Genomic DNA, 22,906 nt, shown 5'->3' with positions numbered 1-22,906 from the left:
CGACAGCCGGGGAATCAATCAAGCGTGATGGGCATGTCATTGCGGCTGCCCCAATCGCTCCACGCGCCATCGTAAAGCGTCACATTGGCGACATTCAGTACGTGCAACGCCAGAATAACCACGCAGGCGGTGACGCCGGAACCGCAACTGGCAACGACCGGACGACTGAAATCCACCCCATGCTGATGCAGAATGGCGGCGAGTTCGGCATTCGGTTTTAGCGCGCCGTTGGCGACCAGATCACCCCAGGGTACATTCAGGCTGCCGGGAATATGTCCGCGATGCAGGCCGGGGCGCGGTTCGTCCACTTCACCGTTAAAGCGGGCGGCAGGGCGTGCATCGACAATCTGCGCGGAGCGATCACGGCTGATCGCCAACACCTCATCACGTTGACGGATCGCCTTCTTATTCGGTCTGGCGTCGAAAACCGCAGGCGCTCGCTCGACAGCACCTTGTTCCAGTGGCAGGTTTTGATTTTTCCAGCCAGCCAGTCCGCCAGCGAGAATTGAGATCTTCTCAACGCCAACGGTGTGCAGCATCCACCAGGCGCGCGGGGCGGAGAACAGATTGCCCTCATCGTAGATAACCAGGTGTTGCTGATGACTGACGCCCAGCCCGCTCATGGCGCGGGAAAAGTCCTCGCTGTCCGGCATCATATGCGGCAGGTCGGTATGGTGATCGGACAAGGTTTCAATATTAAAAAATACCGCGCCGGGAATATGACCGGCACGGTATTCCGCATTGATATCGCGGATTGTCTCGCCCGGCGGCAACATTCGGGCGTCAAGGAGCGTGATCGCGCTGTCGTCAAGATGCTCGGCAAGCCAGGCGGCAGAAACAAACCATTCGTTAGAAACCAATGATGCAGAAGAAGATGCTGACATAATTCCTCCAGGCCGGGGCTAACGGTCAGTCAGTCCCGATGTGAAACCGTGGAGGCATTGTCAGCGATTTCTTCTATTCCGACAAGCACGCGCTTACTGAGCGACGCCGTCTGTATAGGCTTGTTTTAGCTGCGGCCAGTACTCACGGTTAGCCTCAATCATATCGTCCAGAATCGCCTTCGCATGCTGCATGGTGGGTACTGTGCGATTCAGCGTGAAGGCCTGCAACGCTTTTTCATAACTGCCTTCCAGCGTCGCCTCAACCAACAGTTGTTCCGAAGCCAGTTGCTGTTCCAACAGCGCCCGGTGGAACTGAGGCGCATTACTCATACGAACCGGTTCAGGCCCTTGCGCGGTGATGTAGGCGGGGACTTCCACCATCGCATCATAAGGCAGATTGGCTATCGCCCCTTTGTTTTCCACAATCACCAGATGGCGCTGGCGCAGATCGAAAGCCAGCGAGCAGGCGACGTCAACGATAAACTCACCATGCACGCCAACGTGGAAGGCGTCTGACAGTACGCCGGTTTCCTGATAGCGAGCCGCCGCCGCAAAGAGTTTCTTCTCGCGTCCGTCCATTACTTCATTGGCGCGGGTGTAATCGGGGTTCTGATGTTCGACAATCTGATTCGGCATCAGGTAATACTGCAAATACGGGTTCGGCACAAACTCCGGGAAATGATCCATGATCGGCTTGATGTTGCGCCAGGTCTTAACCCAGGACGGATCGGCATGCTGCGGATCGGTGTCGGCTGCATCGGCGGTCAGCAAGCCGTAGCGTGCGATATGTTCGCGCAGTTCGGGCAGGCGATCGACGCCATCGACCAGCACGCGGGTAAACCAGCCAAAGTGGTTGAGGCCGAAATAATCCACCGTGATGTCGTGGCGGTCAACGCCCAGCACCGCGGCGATATTACGCATCGCGGCGACCGGCATGTCACAGATATTCAGCACGCGCGCGTTGGGGCGCAGGCGGCGAATACCTTCGGCGACGATCGCCGCCGGATTCGAATAATTGACGATCCAGGCGTCCTGATGAGCGTAACGCGCCACCAGATCGATCAGTTCGACCATCGGCAGAATGGTGCGCAAGCCGTAAGCCAATCCGCCGGGGCCGCAGGTTTCCTGCCCGACCACGCCGTGGCGCAGAGGGATTTTCTCATCCTGCTCGCGCATTTTGTATTGACCGACGCGCATCTGGGCGAAGACAAAGTGCGCGCCGCTAAACGCGGTTTCCACATCGGTGGTGACGGTGAATTTAATCTCGCGGCTATGATCGCGGATGACTTTTTCAACCACGGGCGCAATGGTTTCCTGTCGCTGACCGTCAATGTCGTACAGACGGATTTCCGCCAGCGGAAAATCCGCGAGACGCACCATCAGACTTTTTACGATGCCTGGCGTGTAGGTACTGCCGCCGCCGGCAATAGTCAGAATGAATGGGGGTTTCGTCATGGTCAATCTCCTGTTAAAGCGCGTTTTCAACTGCTTCGCGTATGGTTTTGACGTGAAGTCCGTATACCACCTGCACATTGTTACCCTGACGGATAACGGCTTTGGCGCCGGTGGTTTTGAGTTGTTGGTCGTCAACTATCGTCGGGTCCAGCACCGTTACCCGCAGACGGGTGTAACAGTTATCCACGACTTCAATATTCGGTTTGCCGCCCAGTCCGGCAATGATGGTTGAGCCGACGAGGTGAGCATCGTTTTTGACCTGCTGCTGTGCTTTTGCCTGATATTCGGTTTTGGAGTACAACCGGGTGTCTTCTTCACTGGCTTCGCGTCCCGGCGTCGGCAGATCGAAATAGAGGATCAGGAAACGGAAGACCAGGAAGTAAATCACCGACATGATCAACCCGACGACGATGTACATCGGCCAATTGGATTTCTCAATGCCCAGCGGCAGGTTGTAAAGCAGGAAGTCAATGACGCCGTTGGCGCCAATGGCGTGAACGCCCAGCACAGAGAACAGCATCATGCCCAGGCCGGTCAGGACGGCGTGAACCACAAACAGCAACGGCGCGACGAACAGGAAAGAGAATTCCAGCGGTTCGGTTACGCCAAGCAGGAAAGAGGTAAAGGCGGCGGGGATCAGAATCGCTTTGGCCGCCATGCGTTTTTCTGGTTTGGCGGTCACATACATCGCCAGCGCCGCCGCGGTCAGACCGAACATTTTACTGATGCCGCGCGCATCCCATACCACCGTCGGGCTGAGTTGTTTGACGCTTTGGCAAGCCATCTCAGCAAAGTAGATATTACGTGCGCCTTGATACAGGTTGCCGCACACCTCGGCCATCCCGCCCAGTTCGGTATACAGGAACGGGGTGTAGACCAGATGATGTAACCCGGTTGGGATCAGAATGCGTTCCAGAAAACCATAGATGGCGACGCCAAAGGGAACGGCGCCTTGAATGGCAAACGCCAGTTGGCTGATCCCTGCCTGGGCGAACGGCCAGATGGCGCTCATGACGAAACCGAGGGCAATTGCCAACGGGATCACTAAAATGGCGACGAAGCAGTGACCTGAATAGATCGCCATCAAGCCGTCGAACTGTTTGCCGGAATAGCGGTTATACAGATAACCGGCCAGGGCGCCGATCAGAATACCGGCGAAAACGCCCATCTCCAGGACTTGAACGCCGAGCGCCATGCCTTGTCCGGCGGCGCGCATTTCGGCGACTGGCGCCAGTTTTCCTTGAATTTGAAGGGTAATGTTCATCGCATTGATGAAGATGATGAACGCCACCAGACCGATCAGCGCCGCGTAGCCCTTATCGCGCTTTGCCAGCCCGATAGGAATGCCGACAGCGAAAACTAGCGCCAGATTCGCCAGAATAGCCACCGCAGATTTGGAAACCAGTTGACCAAAATCCTGAATCAACGGGTGATTAAGCAAGGGAATATATCCGGCCAGATTACCGTTGCCGAACACGTTGCCAAACGCGATGAACAGCCCGACAATCGGTAATATCAGCACTGGCCCGTACAGGGATTTACCAAAATTCTGTAATGCATTGACCGCGTTTTTCATTATCAGCCCTCTTGGTGGCCATTATTAGGGGTACAGCGCAAGGCTAGCAGCGAATGAAGTGAAATATCCAGTTATCTTATTGTTTTAAAAACAAATAACCCATAATGTTACAAGTAACGTTCAGAATTATGATCGCCGATGATTTGTTACATCATGTGATGTTCCCGATTGAAACCGCACCGGACGTCAGCAATATCGATAGTGAAGTAGGGCAAAAGCTAATGTTTTTTAACAAAATGTTATTCCGCCGATAGGCAACAGCGCTTGCTGCCCCTATAATCTGCGCTACTTTCACTGGCTGGGGTTATTATTTCTCCAATCCGGCTGCTATCTGATAGTAATTTAATGAGGTCAATATGACGGTAGAACGTACCTTTTCCATCGTAAAACCCAATGCTGTCGCCAAGAATGCGATTGGGGCCATTTATGCACGCTTTGAAAGCGCGGGTTTTAAAATTATCGCCGCCAAAATGCTGCAACTGACCCGTGAGCAGGCTGAAGGCTTTTATGCTGAGCATCAGGGAAAACCGTTTTTTGACGGCCTGGTTGAGTTCATGATTTCCGGCCCGATTATGGTTCAGGTACTGGAAGGTGAAAATGCGGTGCAGCGCAACCGTGACATCATGGGCGCGACCAACCCGGCGAACGCGCTGGCCGGTACGCTGCGCGCCGATTATGCCGACAGTTTCACTGAAAACGCCGTGCATGGTTCTGATTCCCTTGAATCCGCTCAACGTGAAATCGCCTATTTCTTCAGCACCGATGAAATTTGTCCGCGTAACCGGTAAGCGCCGGCGCGGGGCCGCCGGGTGTTGGTTTGATGTTCGGCGCATAAAAAGTGCGGCGATGGTGGCTTCCCTGTTTTAAACTTTGTACAATGCCGCGCCCCGGATGAGCTTGCGCTTGTCCGGGGCGTTTCTTTATCATCCTTCTTTAGCGCCATAACGTGTAATAACGAGGCCTGGGTTCCTATGTCTGAACAAATCGTGTCTGAGCAAATCGTGTCCGAATTTTCACCGGCGTCTGCCGTCGCCTCTCAACCTGCCAAAACCAGTGCGGGAAAAGTCAATCTGCTGGATCTTAACCGTCAGCAAATGCGGGAGTTTTTCGCCTCGCTTGGCGAGAAACCTTTCCGCGCCGATCAGGTGATGAAGTGGATTTATCACTATTGTTGTGATGATTTCACCCAGATGACGGATATCAACAAAGCCTTTCGCGGCAAGTTACAGGAAGTCGCCGAGATCCGTGCGCCCGAAGTGGTGGACGAACAACGCTCATCTGACGGCACCATCAAGTGGGCGATTTTGGTCGGCGGTCAGCGTGTCGAGACGGTCTATATTCCCGAAGAAGATCGCGCCACGCTGTGTGTCTCTTCCCAGGTCGGCTGCGCGCTGGAGTGTAAATTCTGTTCCACCGCGCAGCAGGGGTTTAACCGCAACCTGCGGGTATCTGAAATCATCGGTCAGGTATGGCGGGCGGCCAAAATCATCGGCGCGTTCAAAGTCACCGGTCAGCGGCCTATCACCAACGTGGTGATGATGGGTATGGGCGAACCCTTACTCAACCTGACCAACGTGGTGCCGGCGATGGAAATCATGCTGGATGATTTCGGTTTTGGTCTGTCGAAACGTCGCGTCACGCTGTCGACATCCGGGGTGGTGCCGGCGCTGGACAAACTGGGCGACATGATCGACGTCGCGCTGGCGATCTCCCTGCACGCGCCAAACGATGAAATCCGTAACGAAATCATGCCGCTGAATAAGAAATACAACATCGAAACATTCCTGAGCGCAGTACGGCGCTATCTGGCGAAATCCAATGCCAATCAGGGACGCGTGACGGTGGAGTACGTGATGCTGGATCATATCAACGACGGCACGGAACATGCCCATCAGTTAGCACAACGTCTGAAAGACACCCCATGCAAGATTAACCTGATCCCGTGGAACCCGTTCCCGGGCGCGCCCTATGGCCGCAGTTCGAATAGCCGTGTCGATCGCTTCTCCAAGGTGCTGATGGAGTATGGCTTTACCACGATTGTGCGCAAAACCCGTGGCGATGATATTGATGCCGCCTGCGGTCAGCTTGCCGGCGAAGTGGTGGACAGAACCAAGCGCACGCTGAAGAAAAAAATGGCGGGTGAACCTATCGCGGTTAAAACGGTCTGATACCTAATTGTCTTGGCCGTTAATGAGCGCGATAATATTTATGACGCGGGCCAGGTCGGGCGATGACTGATGATGGGCGCGGGATGGAACCCTAATAAAAGGACGTCAGGGATGATGCGAAAGTTAAGGCAAGGAACCGGTTGGCTGGTGGTAATCATGGCGGTTTTGTCGGCGGGATGCGGTAATCATTCATCCCGTGAAAACGTTACTCCCATGATTGCGCAGACCCGTTTGCAACTGGAGCTGGAATATCTGGCGCGCAATAATCTGGAGGCGGCGCGTCAGAATCTTGAAAAAGCGCTGGATGCCGCGCCGCGGGATTATCGCACCCAGTTGGGCATGGCGCTTTATGAGCAGCGCATCGGTGAAAATGAATCTGCCGGGCGGCGTTATCAGCGCGCGTTTGCGCTGGCGCCTGAAAACGGCAGCGTGATGAATAATTACGGTGCGTTTCTGTGTAGTTTAGGGCAATATGTAGCGGCGCAGAAACAGTTTAGTGCGGCAGCGCAACTCCCTGATTACAGTCAGGTTGCGGATGCGCTGGAAAACGCGGGCTATTGCTTTTTCAAAGCCGGACAGAATGATGAAGCGCGCAGATTGTTAATCCGGGCTATAAAGTATGATCCTGCCAAAGGTGCTATGCTGTTGGCAGAGGCTGATAAACAGTTTTCCAGCGGAAAATATGAGCAAGCCAACTGGCTCCTGGACATTTATCAGCATATTCTTCCGGCCAGCGCCGAGAGTTTATGGTTACAGATTCGTTTCGCCGCGTTAGCTGGCTATGATGAGGATATTGAACGTTATGGCAAATCGCTGGCGCGAAATTTTCCACAATCTAAACAGTACCAGCAGTTCTTAGCTAATGAATACTGAAGCCACTCAAGATAATACAGAATCAACCATTCCCGGCGAACGTTTACGTCAGGCGCGTGAGCGGCTGGGGTTGACTCAGCAGAGCGTTGCTGAGCGTTTGTGCCTTAAGCTTTCCACCGTTCGCGAGATAGAAGAAGGTAATACGCCAACGGGGCTGGCGCCGACATTTTTACGCGGATATATCCGTTCCTATGCCAAACTGGTTCATTTGCCCGAAGATGAACTGTTGCCGATGCTGGATAAACATGTGGCGCCGAAGGTGTCGAATGTTGCTCCCATGCAGAGTTTCTCTCTGGGTAAAAGCCGTAAAAAACGTGACGGTTGGTTGATGACGTTCACCTGGCTGGTGGTGATTGTGGTGCTGGGATTGACTGGCGCATGGTGGTGGCAGAACTATCAGGCGCAGCAGCAGGAAATCAACAGTATGGTGGACCATGCCAGTTCAATGCAGGCGCAGAGCGAAGGTCAGTCTGTGCCGCTGATGGATAACAGCGAACCGCCAGCGGATTCGAGCGTTTCCACGCCGGTGGAGTTGCCCTTGCCGGGGGTGACGCCGCCTGAGACGCTTGCTAATCCTGCGATGATCCCCCCTCAGCCCGCATCGCCGTCTGTTGCCTCGCAACCGACCACACCCTTGCAGCCGGATAACAATAACGCCGCGTTGAGTTCAGTCGAGGTTGCCCCGGCGACCGAGACAGCTTCGAGCGAAAATCCAACCCCGCCTGCGGCCAGCGACAATGCGCTGGTCATGAGTTTCAACGCGGATTGCTGGCTGGAAGTGCTTGACGCCAGCGGTAAAAAACTGTTCAGCGGTATGCAGCGTAATGGCGGCTCACTGAATCTGAATGGTCAGGCGCCGTATAGACTCAAGATCGGCGCGCCCGCCGCGGTCCAGATCCAATTCCAGGGTAAACCCGTCGATTTGAGCCAGTTTGTGAGAAGCAATCAAGTAGCTCGCCTTACACTGGCCGCGGAATAACGTAACGTTTACGTGATGTTGCAATGTTGGAGAAGAAGTAATGCATAACGCAGCACCCATAACCCGTCGCAAATCAAAACGGATTTACGTCGGCAAGGTGCCTATTGGTGATGGCGCGCCGATCGCGGTGCAATCCATGACCAACACCCGAACCACCGATGTTGAAGCGACCGTTGGCCAAATCAAGTCACTGGAACGTGTTGGCGTTGATATTGTCCGCGTCTCCGTGCCAACCATGGAAGCGGCGGAAGCATTCAAACTGATCAAGCAGCGTGTGAATGTCCCTCTGGTGGCGGATATTCATTTTGACTACCGCATCGCCCTGAAGGTGGCGGAGTACGGCGTTGACTGTCTGCGAATCAACCCCGGTAATATCGGCAATGAAGAGCGTATCCGTTCTGTTGTTGATTGCGCGCGGGATAAAAACATGCCGATCCGTATCGGTGTGAACGGCGGTTCGCTGGAAAAGGATTTGCAGGAAAAGTATGGCGAGCCGACGCCGCAGGCGTTGCTTGAATCCGCGATGCGGCATGTTGATATTTTGGATCGCCTCAACTTTGATCAATTCAAAGTCAGCGTGAAAGCATCGGATGTGTTTCTGGCGGTGGAATCTTATCGTCTGTTGGCCGCGCGTATCGATCAACCGTTGCATCTGGGGATCACGGAAGCGGGCGGCGCACGCAGCGGCGCGGTCAAATCCGCTATCGGCCTCGGCTTGTTGCTGTCGGAAGGTATTGGCGACACGCTGCGTATCTCGCTGGCTGCCGATCCCATCGAAGAAGTGAAAGTTGGTTTTGATATTCTAAAATCACTGCGTATTCGTTCCCGCGGTATAAACTTTATTGCCTGTCCAACCTGTTCCCGTCAGGAATTTGATGTGATTGGCACCGTCAATGCGCTGGAGCAGCGACTGGAAGATATCATCACGCCGATGGATGTGTCGATCATCGGCTGTGTGGTCAACGGGCCGGGCGAAGCGCTGGTTTCCACCATTGGCGTCACCGGCGGCCATAATAAGAGCGGTTTTTACGAAGATGGCGTTCGCCAGAAAGAGCGTTTTGACAACGAGCAGATGATTGATCAACTGGAGGCCAAAATTCGGGCCAAAGCCTCCATGATGGATGAAAGCCAGCGCATCACCGTTAATCTGGTCGATAAATAAATGGCGTTGGCGCGGACATAGGCCATCACTCGCATAATTTATCATTCCTAACCTGATGAGGATCGGCCTGCATTGAAGATAGGTTGCCGATCCTCCTATAATCGGGTTTATTTTTGAAAAACGCATAGAGAACTGACGTGGCAAAAAATATTCAAGCCATTCGCGGCATGAACGATTACCTGCCAGCCGAAACGGCATTGTGGCAGCGTATTGAAACCAGCCTGAAACAGGTGCTCGGCAGCTACGGCTACAATGAAATCCGCACACCGATTGTTGAGCAAACTTCGCTGTTTAAACGCGCCATCGGTGAAGTGACCGATGTGGTTGAAAAAGAAATGTATACCTTCGAGGATCGCAACGGCGACAGCCTGACGTTGCGTCCTGAGAATACCGCGTCATGCGTTCGCGCCGGTATTGAGCACGGTATTCTTTATAATCAGGAACAGCGTTTGTGGTATCTGGGGCCGATGTTCCGCCACGAACGTCCGCAGAAAGGACGCTACCGCCAGTTTCATCAGTTGGGTTGTGAAGTTTTCGGGCTACAGGGGCCGGATATTGATGCCGAACTGATTCTGCTTACCGCTCGCTGGTGGCGAGTGTTAGGCATCGCCAAGCACGTCAAGCTGGAACTGAACTCGATTGGATCGCTGGAAGCCAGAGCGACTTACCGTGAAGCGCTGATCGCCTTTCTTGAGCAGCATAAAGATAAGCTGGACGAAGATTGTCTGCGTCGCATGTACACCAATCCGTTGCGTGTGCTGGATTCAAAAAATCCGCAGGTGCAGACGTTACTCAACGATGCGCCGGTTCTGACGGATTATCTGGATGAAGAATCTCGCGCTCACTTTGTCGCGTTGGGTGAACTTTTAACGCAGGCGGGCATCCCATATACCGTTAATCCTCGTTTGGTTCGCGGTCTGGATTATTACAACCGTACCGTGTTTGAATGGGTCACCACCAGTCTGGGGGCGCAGGGAACGGTTTGCGCCGGCGGACGATATGATGGCATGGTTGAGCAGTTGGGCGGCCATGCGACGCCCGCGGTGGGGTTTGCGATGGGGCTGGAGCGTCTGGTGCTGCTGGTGCAATCGGTTAATCCTGAGTTTAAGGCGCATCCGGGCGTGGATGTCTATCTGGTTTCTTCCGGCGCAGGCACGCAGGCGGCCGCCATGCAACTGGCTGAAAAGCTGCGTGATACGTTGCCGCAATTGAAACTGATGACCAACTATGGCGGCGGCAATTTTAAAAAGCAATTCGCCAGAGCCGACAAATCAGGCGCGCGCGTAGCGCTGGTTTTAGGTGAAAACGAAGTTGCGGCAGGTCAGGTTGTCGTCAAAAACCTGAGCAATGGCGAGCAGGATACCCTGGCGCAGACCGACGTCGCCGCGCGTCTGGCAACGTTACTGGATTGAGGAGAAAGACACCGTGGAAGTCTATACCACAGAGAATGAACAGGTTGATGCGTTACGCCGTTTCCTCGCGGAAAATGGCAAGGCGCTGGTGGTGGGCGTGGTGCTCGGTGTCGGGGCGCTGGTTGGCTGGCGTTTGTGGCAGAATAGCCAGAGCACCAACGCAATGGCGGCGTCTACGTCATATCAGCAAATCACCGAACAATTGGCCGATGGCAAAACGGACGGCGTAGCGGCGGCTGAGAAGTTCAGCACCGCGAATAAGAACAGTTATGGCGCACTGGCTTCACTGGAACTGGCGCGTCATTATGTCGATCAGAAAGATTTCGCCAAGGCGGAACAACATCTGGTGTTGGCCCAATCCCAGACCAAAGATGCCGACTTGCTTGCACTGGTGAACCTGCGTCTGGCGCGGATCCAACTGCAAGAGAAGAAAACGGACGAGGCGCTGAAAACGCTGGATGCCATTAAGCTCGATGGCTGGGTGGCGCTGGCGGCGGATGTCCGTGGCGATGTGCTGGTCGGCAAAGGGGATAATCAGGCGGCGCGCGACGCGTACAACAAAGGTTTGTCTGCTAACCCTCCGCAGGCATTGAAGGCATTGCTGACCATGAAACTGAACAATCTGTCCAGCTAAGAGGAATTCCATGCAATTGCGTAAAACACTTTTAGTAGGACTGGTTTCTGTTGCCCTGCTGAGCGGTTGTTCGCTGTTTAACAGCGAAGAAGATGTTGTCACGATGTCTCCACTGCCAAAGGTGGAGAATCAATTTACTCCCACCAAAGTGTGGAGCCGTTCAGTCGGCAGCGGTATCGGGGAGTTTTACTCCAATCTTCATCCGGCATGGCAGGATAATCGCGTCTTTGCCGCCGATCGCCGGGGTACTGTCAAAGCGCTGGATCTAAATGACGGCAAAGAAATCTGGCGGGTTGATCTGTCTGAGAAAACCGGGTTTTTCTCCCGCAATAAACCCGCGCTGTTGTCCGGCGGCGTGTCCGTTTCCGGCAGCCATGTCTATATCGGCAGCGAGCAGGCGCAGGTCTATGCGCTGAATGCGGATGATGGCGCGGTGGTATGGCAGACCGCTGTAGCGGGCGAAGCCATTTCCCGCCCGGTCGTCAGCGACGGCGTGGTGCTGATCCACACCAGTAACGGCATGTTGCAGGCATTGGACGAAGCCGATGGCACGATTAGATGGACCGTCAATCTGGATATGCCGACGCTTTCCCTGCGCGGCGAATCTGCACCAACGACGGCGTTCGGCGCGGCGATTGTCGGTGGGGATAACGGTCGCGTGAATGCGGTGATGATTAATCAGGGCCAGCTTATCTGGCAACAGCGCATTTCCCAGCCAAGCGGCGCGACGGAAATCGATCGCCTGAACGATGTTGACACCACGCCGGTTGTGGTGGGCGAGGTGGTCTACGCGTTGGGTTATAATGGCAACATGACGGCGCTGGATTTGCGTTCAGGTCAGGTTCTGTGGAAACGAGAACTTGGTTCGGTGCAGGATTTCATCGTCGATGGCGACCGCATCTATCTGGTTGATCAGAATGACCGTATTGTGGCGCTGAATACCAATGGCGGCGTCAATCTGTGGCGTCAGAGCGATTTATTGCACCGTAATCTGACCGCGCCAGTGCTGTTCGACGGCTACCTGGTGGTGGGGGATACGGAAGGCTATCTGCACTGGTTGAATACGGCTGACGGGCGTTTTGTGGCTCAGCAGAAAGTGGATGGTTCAGGCTTCCTGAGCAAGCCGGTCATTGCCAGCGACAAGCTGCTTATCCAGGCGAAAAATGGAGAAGTGTACGCTTTTACCCGCTAGTTAACGCCCTGCACGTTTGGGTCCCTGCCGTTGGCGGAGACGATCCCGAAACGGCTCCTGACTGTATCAGGGGCCGTTTCGTCTTTTTATCGTTAGCGAGCATTCTCGCTGTAACGTATTGAAATATAAGTAATGAGGTTGTAACAATGATACCTGTCGTCGCGCTGGTCGGACGTCCGAATGTGGGAAAGTCCACGCTGTTTAACCGCTTAACACGCACTCGTGATGCATTGGTGGCGGATTTCCCAGGGCTGACTCGTGACCGCAAGTATGGCCGTGCGGAAGTGGAAGGCCATGAATTTATTATCGTTGATACCGGCGGTATCGATGGTACGGAGGACGGCGTTGAAACACGCATGGCCGGTCAATCGCTGGTGGCGATTGAAGAAGCGGATATCGTCCTGTTTATGGTGGATGCCCGCGCCGGATTAATGCCGGCGGATGAAGGTATTGCCCAGCATCTGCGTAGCCGTCAAAAGACCACGGTTTTGGTCGCCAACAAAACCGATGGGCTTGATCCCGATACGGTGACGGCGGATTTTTACTCGCTCGGTATGGGTGAAATTCATGCGATTGCCGCCTCTCATGGCCGTGGCGTGACCTCGCTGCTTGAGAAGGTCTTGTTGCCGTTTGTACAGGATGAGGTGACGGAGCCGGTTGAGTTAACCGAGGAAGAAGCGAACGCGGCTTACTGGGCGGAGCAACTGGGGGAAAATGCGTCTGAAGGCGAGATCGCGGAGGACGACGACTTCAACCCGGAAGATCTGCCGATAAAGCTGGCGATAGTCGGGCGGCCTAACGTGGGTAAATCCACCCTGACTAACCGGATTCTGGGTGAAGACCGGGTGGTGGTTTACGACATGCCTGGCACTACCCGCGACAGCATATACATCCCGATGGTGCGTGATGAGCGTGAATACATACTGATCGATACCGCCGGGGTGCGTAAGCGCGGCAAAGTTACCGAGACGGTGGAGAAATTCTCCGTGATCAAGACGCTACAAGCCATTGAAGATGCCAATGTGGTTCTGTTGGTGATTGACGCGCGTGAAGGCATCTCCGATCAGGATCTCTCTCTGCTGGGCTTTATCCTCAATAGCGGGCGCTCACTGGTGATTGTGGTCAACAAGTGGGACGGACTGTCGCAGGAAGTACGTGACGAAGTGAAGGAAATGCTGGATTTGCGCCTTGGCTTCATCGATTTTGCCCGTATTCACTTTATCTCCGCATTGCACGGCAGCGGTGTGGGCAACTTGTTCGAATCGGTGCTGGAAGCTTACACTTGCGCGACCCGTCGTGTGGGCACCTCTATGCTGACCCGCATTATGCAAATGGCGGCGGATGATCATCAGCCGCCGTTGGTGCGCGGTCGCCGTGTAAAACTGAAATATGCGCATGCGGGCGGCTATAACCCGCCTATTGTGGTGATCCACGGTAATCAGGTCAAAGATTTGCCTGACTCGTACAAGCGCTATCTGATGAATTACTATCGCCGCACATTGAATGTCATGGGGACGCCGATCCGTATTCAGTTCAAAGAAGGCGAGAATCCCTTTGCCGATAAGCGCAACACGTTGACGCCAAACCAGTTACGCAAGCGTAAGCGTTTGATGCAGCACCTTAAAAAAAGTAAATAATGTATTTGGCGGGGCGAAGGATGATCTTCGCCCCGTGTTGTCGGAGAGCGAACGCGTTCAGCCAGAAGGGAAAGTCATGTCCTGGGAAACCTGGAGTTTTGCATTTCAAGTCACCATGCCCAATCTGTTGCTCCTGCTGCTGGGTATGGGAATGCGTCGGCTGAATCTGTTGGATGACGCGTTCTGTGATTCGGCAATGAAACTGGTGTTCAATCTGGCTTTACCCTGCCTGCTTTTTTTCAGTATCGCGACGAATCAACAGTCGATGGCCGATCATCTGCCGATGATGATTTACGGTACGTTGGGAACCCTTGCCACCTTTCAGTTATTGGAGTTTGTGGCGGTCTATCTGGTGAAAGATCCGCGAGAGCGGGGGATTTTCGTTCAGGGCGGTTTTCGTTCCAATACCGGCATCATGGGATTGGCATTTGCGATGAGCGCCTACGGTAGTGAAGGTGTGGCGGTAGGATCGCTTTATCTGACGGTAACGGTGATCCTATTTAATGTGCTGTCGGTGATTACGCTGACCCGCAGTTTGCGGCGCGACGAGCAGGGAGGGAGGATTAGCACGAAAGCGCTGCTGGTCAGTATCGTGACCAATCCGTTGATTATCGCCCTGCTGTTGGGATTGCTCTATTCACGCAGTACGCTACCGATGCCGGAGGTGATTAAGCAGACCGGACATCTGGTATCAGCCTTGGCGTTACCGCTGGCGCTGCTGTGCGCGGGGGCCAGTCTGGATATCCGCACCATGCTGCGAACATCCAACGTTGCGGCGCTTTCTTCTGTCGCCAAATTACTTGTGGTTCCCGGTTTGCTGACGCTGGGCGGTTGGATGGTCGGGTTTCGTGGCGTATCGCTTGGTGTTATTTTCCTGTTTTCAGCGACGCCAACCGCAGCCGGGAGCTATGCCATGACGCGTGCGATGGGCGGCAATGCGACGCTGGCGGCGAATGTTATCGCGATGACCACCGTCGGATCATTTTTTGTGACAGCAATCGGCCTGTATTGCTTACGTTCGCTGGGCGTGATTTAACCGTAGCAGTGACATAAGACTTATTCGCGAGGAGATGAAATGGACGCAATGTGTCCGCAATGTAATAACCCGCTGGTCTGGCAAGACGGTGATACCTTTCAGTGCCGCGCCTGCCGGGAACGTTATTGCCAGGAAGCCCGTTGTCCCGAATGTAAGCACATGCTTGACGTGTTGAGGGCCTGCGGCGCGATAGATTATCTGTGTCGGCAACACGGATTGATCTCAAAAAAGCGCGTGTTGTTAAGCTACCTTCGCGCCGACTAATCATGCTTATGGCTGCACGCCGTTACGCCAGAGCTCCGTCAGTTCCGGCGGCGCGCTGTCTTCGGGGATTAACAGGATGGCTTCGGCGTATTGCTGCTGCGGGTGGCCATAGCTGATATGAATCCGATAATAAAATTGATCGCCGCGTCCAGGGCCATCAGTCTCGCCGGGTTCACGGGCCTGCGGCAGCGCGTTGAGGATCGCCCGGCAGATTCGCTCTCGCTCGGATATCGGCACACTGGCGAGTACGAAACGGCGCAGGCCCGCCAGCTTGGGGATCCAGGCAAGCCCACCTTCGCGGGCTAATTCGATGACCGCATCGTCGTTAAGCTCCGGCAACGTTTTCATAAAAGCTCCTGCCTCACCTCCACACCCACCGTTTCCCATGCTTGCCGGATGGTATCGGCAACAGTTTGATTGAATCGTTTAGCGGCATGACGAATGGTATAACGGGCGAACATTTCGAAATCCGCATTCTGCGGCAGCGATTCATCGCACACGGTGTCATACCAGATTCTACCGGCTTTTTCCCATGAATAGCCGCCCAGTGCGGTGGCCGCCAGATAGAAGGCGCGATTGGGGATACCGGCATTCAGGTGTACGCCGCCGTTATCTTCGCGTGTGTTGACATAGTCATGCATATGGGAAGGTTGCGGATCGACGCCTAACAGCAGGTCATCATAGGCTGTCCCGGGATGTGACATGGAGCGCAAACCCATACCGTGAATACCCTCGGCCAGCAAGCCAGCCCCGATAATCCAGTCTGCCTGTTCGGTGGTTTGTCCCAGATGAAACTGTTTTACCATCATGCCAAAAACATCGGACAAGGATTCGTTCAACGCCCCGGATTGGCGGAAATAAATTAGTCCCGCTTCATTTTCGATAATGCCGTGAGCCAATTCATGGGCGACCACATCAATCGCAATGGTGAAACGATTGAATATTTTGCCATCGCCGTCACCGAATAGCATTTGTTGTCCGTTCCAGAACGCATTCTGATAATCCTTTCCGTAATGCACCGTACCAGCCAGCGTTAGTCCTTCGTCATCAAGCGAATTACGCTGGAAGATCTGCCAGAAGAAATCGTAGGTAACACCAAGATAGTCGTGGGCTTCATCAACGGCGATATCGCCATTACTGGCTTGCCCTTCTGCGCGTACCGGTGTGCCGGGTAGCTGTTGCTGATTTTCAGCGTCGTAAATTTCACGATGCACCTGTCCGGCAGGCTGCTGTGCATGGGGTAGTGGCCGGGGATGATGGCTTACCATCAATGACTGGACATGCATCAACATCTGTTGGGCGCAACGGCGCTGCTCTTCCGAACCATTAGAGATAATACGATGCAGGATATAGGGGGGGATCACGCCATAAATCGGTCTGGACTTCATACCTTATCTCCTTGAAAAGGCGATCATCGGGTAACGCAGACGATCAGCAAAACTCACGCATTCTTACTTTCACTATAAGAAATTAGTAGGCTGGAGATCAGTATAGTTCAGAAGTTGAGGCGGATAGCGGGGACAATCATCAGTTTTAGGACAAATCCCCTACGGCGATTAAGACTTGTTACGTCGCCTATTGGCGGGCGCGGTGGGGGGTTGCGGCACGAGGGCCGTGACCTGACTTTCTACCCATCCATCCTGCAACCGGGTTTTCAATGTTTCGCCCGGCGAGATTTGGGCGACGTTTTTCAGCATTTTGCCATCCGGCGTCGTGGTGACGTTGTAGCCGCGCGACAACGTTGCCAGCGGGCTGACGCCGTCCAGACGGGAACAGGCGACGCCCAACCGTTGTTGTTGCTTATTCAGGTTACGTTCAACGGCATTCTGCATCTGATAGCGCAATTGCTGTAAACGCTGCTGCGCCCGCTGAATTGTCGGCAACGGCTGCTGCTGAAACAAACATTGTTCCATGCGTTCGTGGCGGCGCATATTCTGTCGCAACTGTAGCTGCATGGCATCATCCAGTCGCTGGCGGAGTTTCACCAACAGAGCCTGCTGACGCGCCAGCCGCAACTGCGGATGCTGTTGCTGCAAGCGATGATGCCAGCGCGTGAATACCTGATGGCGCTGAGCAAGATAGTAATCCATCGCCATTTCCAGACGCTGGCGCTGGGATTGTATCTGACGCAGCAATTCAAGCTGATCACGGCTGACCAATTCTGCCGCGGCGGAAGGCGTTGGCGCACGCAGATCGCCGACGAAATCGGCAATGGTTACATCGGTTTCGTGACCCACCGCACTGACGATGGGGATACGGCTGGCGAAAATCGCCCGCGCGACACGCTCATCGTTGAAGCTCCACAAATCTTCCAGTGAACCGCCGCCGCGACCGACGATCAGGACATCACACTCGTTGCGCAGGTTGGCCAGTTCAATGGCGCGCACAATCTGTAACGGCGCTTCATTGCCTTGTACGGCAGTGGGATACAGCACCACGGGCAGTGAAGGATCGCGTCGCTGCAAAACGTTTAAAATATCGTGCAAGGCGGCGCCGCTGGCGGAGGTGATTACGCCGACCTGTCTGGCCGGGGAGGGGAGCGCCTGTTTGAACTGCTGATCGAACAGCCCTTCGGCGGCAAGACGCTGCTTCAACTGTTCAAACTGCTGTTGCAACAGACCATCTCCGGCGGGCTGCATACTTTCCGCCAGCAACTGATAATCGCCACGCGGTTCATACAGCGTAATGCCGGCGCGTATCAGTACCTGCTGACCGTTTTGCGGACGAAAGGCGACCCGGCGGTTACTGTTGCGGAACATGGCGCAACGCACCTGGGCGCGCTCATCTTTCAGCGTGAAATACCAATGACCGGAAGACGGCTGCGAGAAGTTGGAAATTTCGCCGGAAAGCCAGATCTGCCCCATTTCCATTTCCAACAATTGTCTAACCGTCTGATTCAGGCGGCTGACGGTAAAAATAGCAGTGGCGGGAAATTGAGACATTGTGAGCTAGATCAAATTTTAAAACAGTGACTTAATTGATTGATACTACCTGGCTGTAATAGGTAATCAAGCTTTTTAGTAAAAAATGCTGGAGGCAACCGATTACGCTCTGTATAATGCCACGGCAATATTTTATCTGTTCTTACACCCACCTTGGTGAGATATTGCCCATGCTACGTATCGCTAAAGAAGCACTGACGTTTGATGATGTTCTCCTTGTTCCCGCCCACTCCACTGTCTTGCCTAACACGGCTGATTTAACCACCCAACTGACGAAAAAAATTCGTCTCAATATTCCTATGCTGTCGGCTGCGATGGATACCGTAACCGAGTCTGGTCTGGCGATTGCGCTGGCTCAGGAAGGGGGCTTGGGCTTTATCCATAAAAACATGTCGATTGAGCGTCAGGCGGATGAAGTCAGCCGCGTAAAAAAACATGAAAGCGGTGTGGTCGTCGATCCACAAACCGTTACGCCAAATACCACATTGCGTCAGGTAAAAGAATTGACCGAACGTAATGGTTTCGCCGGTTATCCGGTTGTTGCCGAAGGCAATGAACTGGTAGGGATTATTACCGGTCGTGACGTGCGCTTTGTGACCGATCTGGATCTGCCGGTCAGCGCCGTGATGACGCCGAAAGCGCGTCTGGTTACGGTAAAAGACGCGGAAGCGCGTGAAGTCGTTCTGCAAAAAATGCATGAAAAACGCGTGGAAAAAGCGCTGGTGGTGGATGAGCAATTCCGTCTGCTCGGCATGATTACCGTAAAAGATTTTCAGAAAGCAGAACGCAAACCCAACGCTTGTAAAGACGAGCACGGTCGCCTGCGTGTCGGCGCGGCGGTTGGCGCGGGCGCGGGTAATGAAGAGCGTATCGATGCGCTGGTCGCGGCGGGGGTGGATGTGTTGCTGATTGACTCTTCCCACGGCCACTCCGAAGGCGTGTTGCAGCGTATTCGTGAAACCCGCGCCAAATACCCTGATCTGGAAATCATCGGCGGCAACGTGGCAACGGGTGCGGGCGCCAGAGCGTTGGCGGAGGCTGGCGTCAGCGCAGTGAAAGTCGGCATCGGCCCTGGTTCCATTTGCACCACCCGCATCGTGACGGGTGTCGGTGTTCCTCAGATCACCGCTATTTCCGACGCGGTTGAAGCATTGGAAGGCACCGGTATTCCGGTTATCGCCGATGGCGGTATTCGTTTCTCCGGCGACATCGCCAAAGCCATTGCAGCGGGCGCCGCTTGCGTCATGGTCGGTTCGATGCTGGCGGGGACGGAAGAATCTCCGGGTGAAATCGAATTGTATCAGGGACGTTCTTTCAAATCTTACCGTGGTATGGGTTCACTGGGCGCGATGTCCAAAGGATCTTCCGACCGCTACTTCCAAAGCGATAACGCCGCGGACAAACTTGTGCCGGAAGGCATTGAAGGCCGCGTAGCCTATAAAGGCCGCCTGAAAGAGATCGTTCACCAGCAAATGGGCGGTCTGCGCTCCTGTATGGGGCTGACCGGCTGCGGCACTATCGACGAACTACGCACCAAAGCGGAATTCGTGCGTATCAGCGGCGCGGGTATTCAGGAAAGCCATGTTCACGACGTGACCATCACCAAGGAGTCACCGAACTACCGTATGGGTTCATAAGGTGATTTGCAGGCTGATTTAACCCGTTAAACCTGGTAAGATTGCCGGGTTTAATCACTTTTGCTTTTTCGTATTTTGGAATACGCCTCTCATGACAGAAAACATTCATCAACACCGCATTCTCATTCTGGATTTCGGCTCGCAATATACGCAGTTGGTCGCACGACGCGTTCGTGAACTGGGCGTTTATTGTGAACTCTGGGCATGGGACGTCACTGAAGCGCAGATCCGTGAATTCAATCCTAACGGGATTATCCTTTCCGGCGGCCCGGAAAGTACCACTGAATTTGATAGCCCACGCGCGCCGGAATACGTTTTCCAGTCTGGCGTACCGGTTTTAGGCGTTTGCTACGGCATGCAGACTATGGCGATGCAACTGGGCGGTCAGGTGGAAGGCTCCAGCGAACGCGAGTTCGGCTATGCGCAGGTGGAGGTGAAAACGGACAGCGCGCTGGTTCGTGATATTCAGGATGCATTGAGCGCCGCAGGCGCGCCGCTGCTGGATGTATGGATGAGCCACGGCGATAAAGTCACCGCCCTCCCTGAGGGATTTGTGACCGTCGCCAGCACGGATACTTGTCCGTTCGCGATCATGGCTAACGAAGAAAAACGTTTTTACGGCGTGCAGTTTCACCCGGAAGTCACCCACACGCGTCAGGGACAACGCATGTTGGAGCGTTTTGTACGTGATATCTGTGAGTGTGAAGCGCTGTGGACGCCAGCCAAAATTATTGATGATGCGGTAGCGCGTATTCGTCAGCAGGTCGGTGATGATCAGGTGATCCTCGGTTTGTCCGGCGGTGTGGATTCCTCCGTAACCGCGATGCTGTTGCACCGCGCGATTGGCGAACGCTTGACCTGCGTATTCGTGGATAACGGCTTGCTGCGTTTGAACGAGGCGGATCAGGTACTGGAAATGTTTGGCGACCACTTCGGCCTGAACATTGTTCATGTCCCGGCGGAAGCGCGCTTCCTGAACGCGCTGGCAGGGGAGGATGAGCCGGAAGCGAAACGTAAAATCATCGGGCGGGTTTTTGTTGAAGTCTTCGACGAAGAAGCCAGCAAGCAGTCCGAAGTGAAATGGCTGGCGCAAGGTACTATTTACCCTGACGTTATCGAATCCGCCGCTTCCGCAACCGGCAAAGCGCACGTCATCAAATCTCACCATAATGTCGGCGGATTGCCGAAAGAGATGAAGCTGGGTCTGGTCGAGCCGCTGAAAGAACTGTTCAAGGATGAAGTCCGCAAAATCGGTCTGGAACTGGGTCTGCCGTACAACATGCTGTACCGCCATCCCTTCCCTGGCCCAGGGCTGGGCGTGCGTGTGTTGGGCGAAGTGAAGAAAGAATATTGCGACCTGCTGCGTCGTGCCGATGCGATCTTCATTGAAGAACTGCACAAAGCCGAACTGTACAATAAAGTCAGCCAGGCTTTCACCGTCTTCCTGCCGGTTCGTTCCGTTGGCGTAATGGGCGATGGCCGTAAATATGATTGGGTCGTCGCACTGCGCGCCGTTGAAACCATCGACTTTATGACCGCGCACTGGGCGCACTTGCCGTATGAATTCCTTGGCCGCGTATCCAACCGCATCATCAACGGAGTAGACGGCATTTCCCGCGTGGTTTACGACGTGTCCGGTAAGCCGCCGGCGACGATCGAGTGGGAGTGATCCGAGGTTATTCAGGGACTATCGCCAACTATCGAAAAATCGCCATAACGTTTTGATTTTTAATTAAATTGAAAGTGGTGACTATCGGTAGCTATCGCCGGCCAGCAGCACAGGCTGGCGGTAGAAATGACGGTAAGTTCCAAAGCCCGGATTAAGACCTTGCCGTTGATGATTGATTCTTTTTCGGTCATGACGGTAAAAATTCCCTCCCAAAGCTAGACGTGACGCGGCTTTCGAGGCATCTTCAGACTTCCTGACCCCTGACGGTAAAAACCGCCATTGAACAGGAGTTAAATCACGATGCTTACCGACACCGCATTACGTAATCTTAAGCCCAAAGCCAGGCCGTACAAGGTTTCCGACCGGGACGGCATGTATGTGACGGTATCGCCTACTGGTACCGTCACCTTCCGCTACGATTACCGTCTTAACGGACGCCGCGAAACCCTCACCATCGGCCGTTATGGCCCCGCCGGTATTTCCCTTGCTTTAGCCCGTGAAAAGCTGCTCGACGCCAAGCGCGCTATCAGCGAAGGGCGTTCCCCCGCACATGAAAAACAGCGCGAGAAGCGCCGGCTGACGGCCGCCAAACATTTTGGCGATATGGCCGCTCGCTGGCTGGTCGATGCGCGCATGGCCGATAGCACCCGTTCCATGCGCAAAAGCATCATGGAACGCGATATCCTGTTGGTCTTCGGCAACCGCCTACTCACCGAAATCAGCCCCGATGATTTGCGTGCCCTGTGCAACAAGGTGAAAGCCCGTGGCGCCCCGGCCACGGCGGTGCATATCCGCGATATCGTTAAACAGGTCTATGTCTTCGCCATTCTGCATGGCGAAAAGGTCGAGAATCCGGCCGACGAAGTCAAGGCCGCATCGATCGCCACCTTTGTACCGAAGGAAAGGGCGCTGTCGCCAACCGAGATCCGGCTGGCGTTCCATCAGCTCGAATCCATTGCTTCTTATCCAACCATCCGACTGGCGCTGCGCATGATTCTGCTGACCCTGGTGCGCAAAAGTGAACTAGTGGAAGCCACCTGGAACGAAATCGATTTCGAGAACGCCACCTGGACATCCCTAAAGAGCGCATGAAAAGACGTAATCCGCATATCGTCTACCTGTCCCGGCAAATGCTGGATATTTTTGTGGCGTTGCATACCTGTGCCTCCGGCTCAAGGTTTGTACTGCCGTCACGCTATGACGGCCATCGCAGCATGTCGCACGCCACGCTGAATCGGGTAACGGTGCTGGTGGTGCAGCGCGCGCAGGCTAACGGATTGCCGCTGGAGCCGTTCGCCAGAAAACCGGTGGGCTGGGCAATGTCGTTCTCACCGGACAGCAGGCTGACCACTAAAGCGTTGGAAATGGCTTTTGAAAACCGGGGCA

General features: G+C 54.4%; 20 protein-coding genes and 1 pseudogene. 15 read left to right on the top strand and 6 right to left on the bottom strand.

Going from position 1 to position 22,906, the window contains the following annotated elements; translation table 11 throughout:
* Positions 1–14: 14 nt before the first annotated feature.
* From sseA to DES54_RS10625, 3 genes are all read right to left on the bottom strand, one after another.
* Positions 15–884, bottom strand: a complete 870-nt coding sequence (gene sseA, locus DES54_RS10635) for a 3-mercaptopyruvate sulfurtransferase (RefSeq protein WP_113867203.1) — start codon at positions 882–884, stop codon at positions 15–17.
* Positions 885–977: 93 nt separating this feature from the next.
* Positions 978–2,339: a 6-phospho-alpha-glucosidase gene (locus DES54_RS10630; protein WP_113867201.1), complete on the bottom strand. Its 1,362-nt coding sequence runs from the start codon at positions 2,337–2,339 to the stop codon at positions 978–980.
* A gap of 13 nt (positions 2,340–2,352) precedes the next feature.
* Positions 2,353–3,915, bottom strand: a complete 1,563-nt coding sequence (locus DES54_RS10625) for a PTS transporter subunit EIIC (protein ID WP_113867199.1) — start codon at positions 3,913–3,915, stop codon at positions 2,353–2,355.
* A 356-nt stretch (positions 3,916–4,271) separates the two neighbouring features.
* Here DES54_RS10625 and ndk point away from each other — a divergent pair, with 356 nt between their 5' ends.
* The 11 genes from ndk to DES54_RS10570 all read left to right on the top strand — a co-directional run bounded on the left by ndk (position 4,272) and on the right by DES54_RS10570 (position 15,272).
* Positions 4,272–4,703: a nucleoside-diphosphate kinase gene (ndk, locus tag DES54_RS10620; RefSeq protein ID WP_113867198.1), complete on the top strand. Its 432-nt coding sequence runs from the start codon at positions 4,272–4,274 to the stop codon at positions 4,701–4,703.
* Between the two features lie 183 nt (positions 4,704–4,886).
* Positions 4,887–6,083 carry a dual-specificity RNA methyltransferase RlmN gene (gene rlmN / locus DES54_RS10615; protein ID WP_113867197.1) on the top strand — a complete coding sequence of 399 codons (1,197 nt, stop codon included), beginning with the start codon at positions 4,887–4,889 and terminating at the stop codon, positions 6,081–6,083.
* A 111-nt stretch (positions 6,084–6,194) separates the two neighbouring features.
* A complete protein-coding gene (gene pilW / locus DES54_RS10610) occupies positions 6,195–6,956 on the top strand; it encodes a type IV pilus biogenesis/stability protein PilW (RefSeq protein WP_113867195.1) in 762 nt (253 codons plus the stop codon).
* Positions 6,946–7,935 carry a cytoskeleton protein RodZ gene (gene rodZ / locus DES54_RS10605; RefSeq protein ID WP_113867194.1) on the top strand — a complete coding sequence of 330 codons (990 nt, stop codon included), beginning with the start codon at positions 6,946–6,948 and terminating at the stop codon, positions 7,933–7,935. The genes pilW and rodZ overlap by 11 nt, the downstream gene beginning before the upstream one ends.
* A gap of 40 nt (positions 7,936–7,975) precedes the next feature.
* On the top strand, positions 7,976–9,097 hold the full coding sequence (ispG, locus tag DES54_RS10600; protein ID WP_113867193.1) for a flavodoxin-dependent (E)-4-hydroxy-3-methylbut-2-enyl-diphosphate synthase: 1,122 nt from the start codon (positions 7,976–7,978) through the stop codon (positions 9,095–9,097).
* A 137-nt stretch (positions 9,098–9,234) separates the two neighbouring features.
* On the top strand, positions 9,235–10,509 hold the full coding sequence (gene hisS / locus DES54_RS10595; RefSeq protein WP_113867192.1) for a histidine--tRNA ligase: 1,275 nt from the start codon (positions 9,235–9,237) through the stop codon (positions 10,507–10,509).
* A 13-nt stretch (positions 10,510–10,522) separates the two neighbouring features.
* Complete coding sequence (locus DES54_RS10590; RefSeq protein WP_113867190.1) at positions 10,523–11,143, top strand: YfgM family protein; 621 nt, start codon at positions 10,523–10,525, stop codon at positions 11,141–11,143.
* A 10-nt stretch (positions 11,144–11,153) separates the two neighbouring features.
* On the top strand, positions 11,154–12,335 hold the full coding sequence (bamB, locus tag DES54_RS10585) for an outer membrane protein assembly factor BamB (protein WP_113867189.1): 1,182 nt from the start codon (positions 11,154–11,156) through the stop codon (positions 12,333–12,335).
* A 146-nt stretch (positions 12,336–12,481) separates the two neighbouring features.
* Positions 12,482–13,972, top strand: coding sequence for a ribosome biogenesis GTPase Der (der, locus tag DES54_RS10580; RefSeq protein ID WP_113867188.1), 1,491 nt, complete (start codon positions 12,482–12,484; stop codon positions 13,970–13,972).
* A 76-nt stretch (positions 13,973–14,048) separates the two neighbouring features.
* On the top strand, positions 14,049–15,008 hold the full coding sequence (locus DES54_RS10575) for an AEC family transporter (RefSeq protein ID WP_113867186.1): 960 nt from the start codon (positions 14,049–14,051) through the stop codon (positions 15,006–15,008).
* Positions 15,009–15,047: 39 nt separating this feature from the next.
* Positions 15,048–15,272 carry a zinc ribbon domain-containing protein gene (locus DES54_RS10570; protein WP_113867185.1) on the top strand — a complete coding sequence of 75 codons (225 nt, stop codon included), beginning with the start codon at positions 15,048–15,050 and terminating at the stop codon, positions 15,270–15,272.
* A gap of 6 nt (positions 15,273–15,278) precedes the next feature.
* Here the strand turns inward: DES54_RS10570 and DES54_RS18580 are convergent, their stop codons facing one another.
* From DES54_RS18580 to xseA, 3 genes are all read right to left on the bottom strand, one after another.
* Positions 15,279–15,620, bottom strand: coding sequence for a protealysin inhibitor emfourin (locus tag DES54_RS18580; protein ID WP_169050430.1), 342 nt, complete (start codon positions 15,618–15,620; stop codon positions 15,279–15,281).
* On the bottom strand, positions 15,617–16,660 hold the full coding sequence (locus tag DES54_RS10560) for a M4 family metallopeptidase (RefSeq protein ID WP_113867183.1): 1,044 nt from the start codon (positions 16,658–16,660) through the stop codon (positions 15,617–15,619). Before DES54_RS10560 ends, DES54_RS18580 begins: the two co-directional genes overlap by 4 nt.
* A gap of 168 nt (positions 16,661–16,828) precedes the next feature.
* Positions 16,829–18,214, bottom strand: a complete 1,386-nt coding sequence (gene xseA, locus DES54_RS10555) for an exodeoxyribonuclease VII large subunit (RefSeq protein ID WP_113867182.1) — start codon at positions 18,212–18,214, stop codon at positions 16,829–16,831.
* 170 nt (positions 18,215–18,384) lie between these two features.
* On the opposite strand from xseA, the gene guaB reads away from it, so the two are divergent.
* The 4 genes and pseudogenes from guaB to DES54_RS19375 all read left to right on the top strand — a co-directional run.
* Positions 18,385–19,851, top strand: coding sequence for an IMP dehydrogenase (gene guaB / locus DES54_RS10550; protein ID WP_147247281.1), 1,467 nt, complete (start codon positions 18,385–18,387; stop codon positions 19,849–19,851).
* Between the two features lie 91 nt (positions 19,852–19,942).
* The gene (gene guaA, locus DES54_RS10545) at positions 19,943–21,520 is read left to right on the top strand and encodes a glutamine-hydrolyzing GMP synthase (RefSeq protein ID WP_113867179.1); all 1,578 of its coding nucleotides are present in this window, start codon (positions 19,943–19,945) and stop codon (positions 21,518–21,520) included.
* A gap of 300 nt (positions 21,521–21,820) precedes the next feature.
* Positions 21,821–22,612 carry a tyrosine-type recombinase/integrase gene (locus DES54_RS10540; RefSeq protein ID WP_169050431.1) on the top strand — a complete coding sequence of 264 codons (792 nt, stop codon included), beginning with the start codon at positions 21,821–21,823 and terminating at the stop codon, positions 22,610–22,612.
* A pseudogene (locus tag DES54_RS19375) lies at positions 22,609–22,906 on the top strand (hypothetical protein); the annotation flags it as partial. The gene DES54_RS10540 and the pseudogene DES54_RS19375, both read left to right, overlap by 4 nt.

Source organism: Brenneria salicis ATCC 15712 = DSM 30166 (assembly GCF_003315515.1).
In the GTDB taxonomy this organism is placed as follows: Bacteria; Pseudomonadota; Gammaproteobacteria; order Enterobacterales; family Enterobacteriaceae; genus Brenneria; species Brenneria salicis.
Note: the sequence above shows the minus strand (reverse complement) of the source record. Positions and strands in the feature narration are given on the sequence as shown.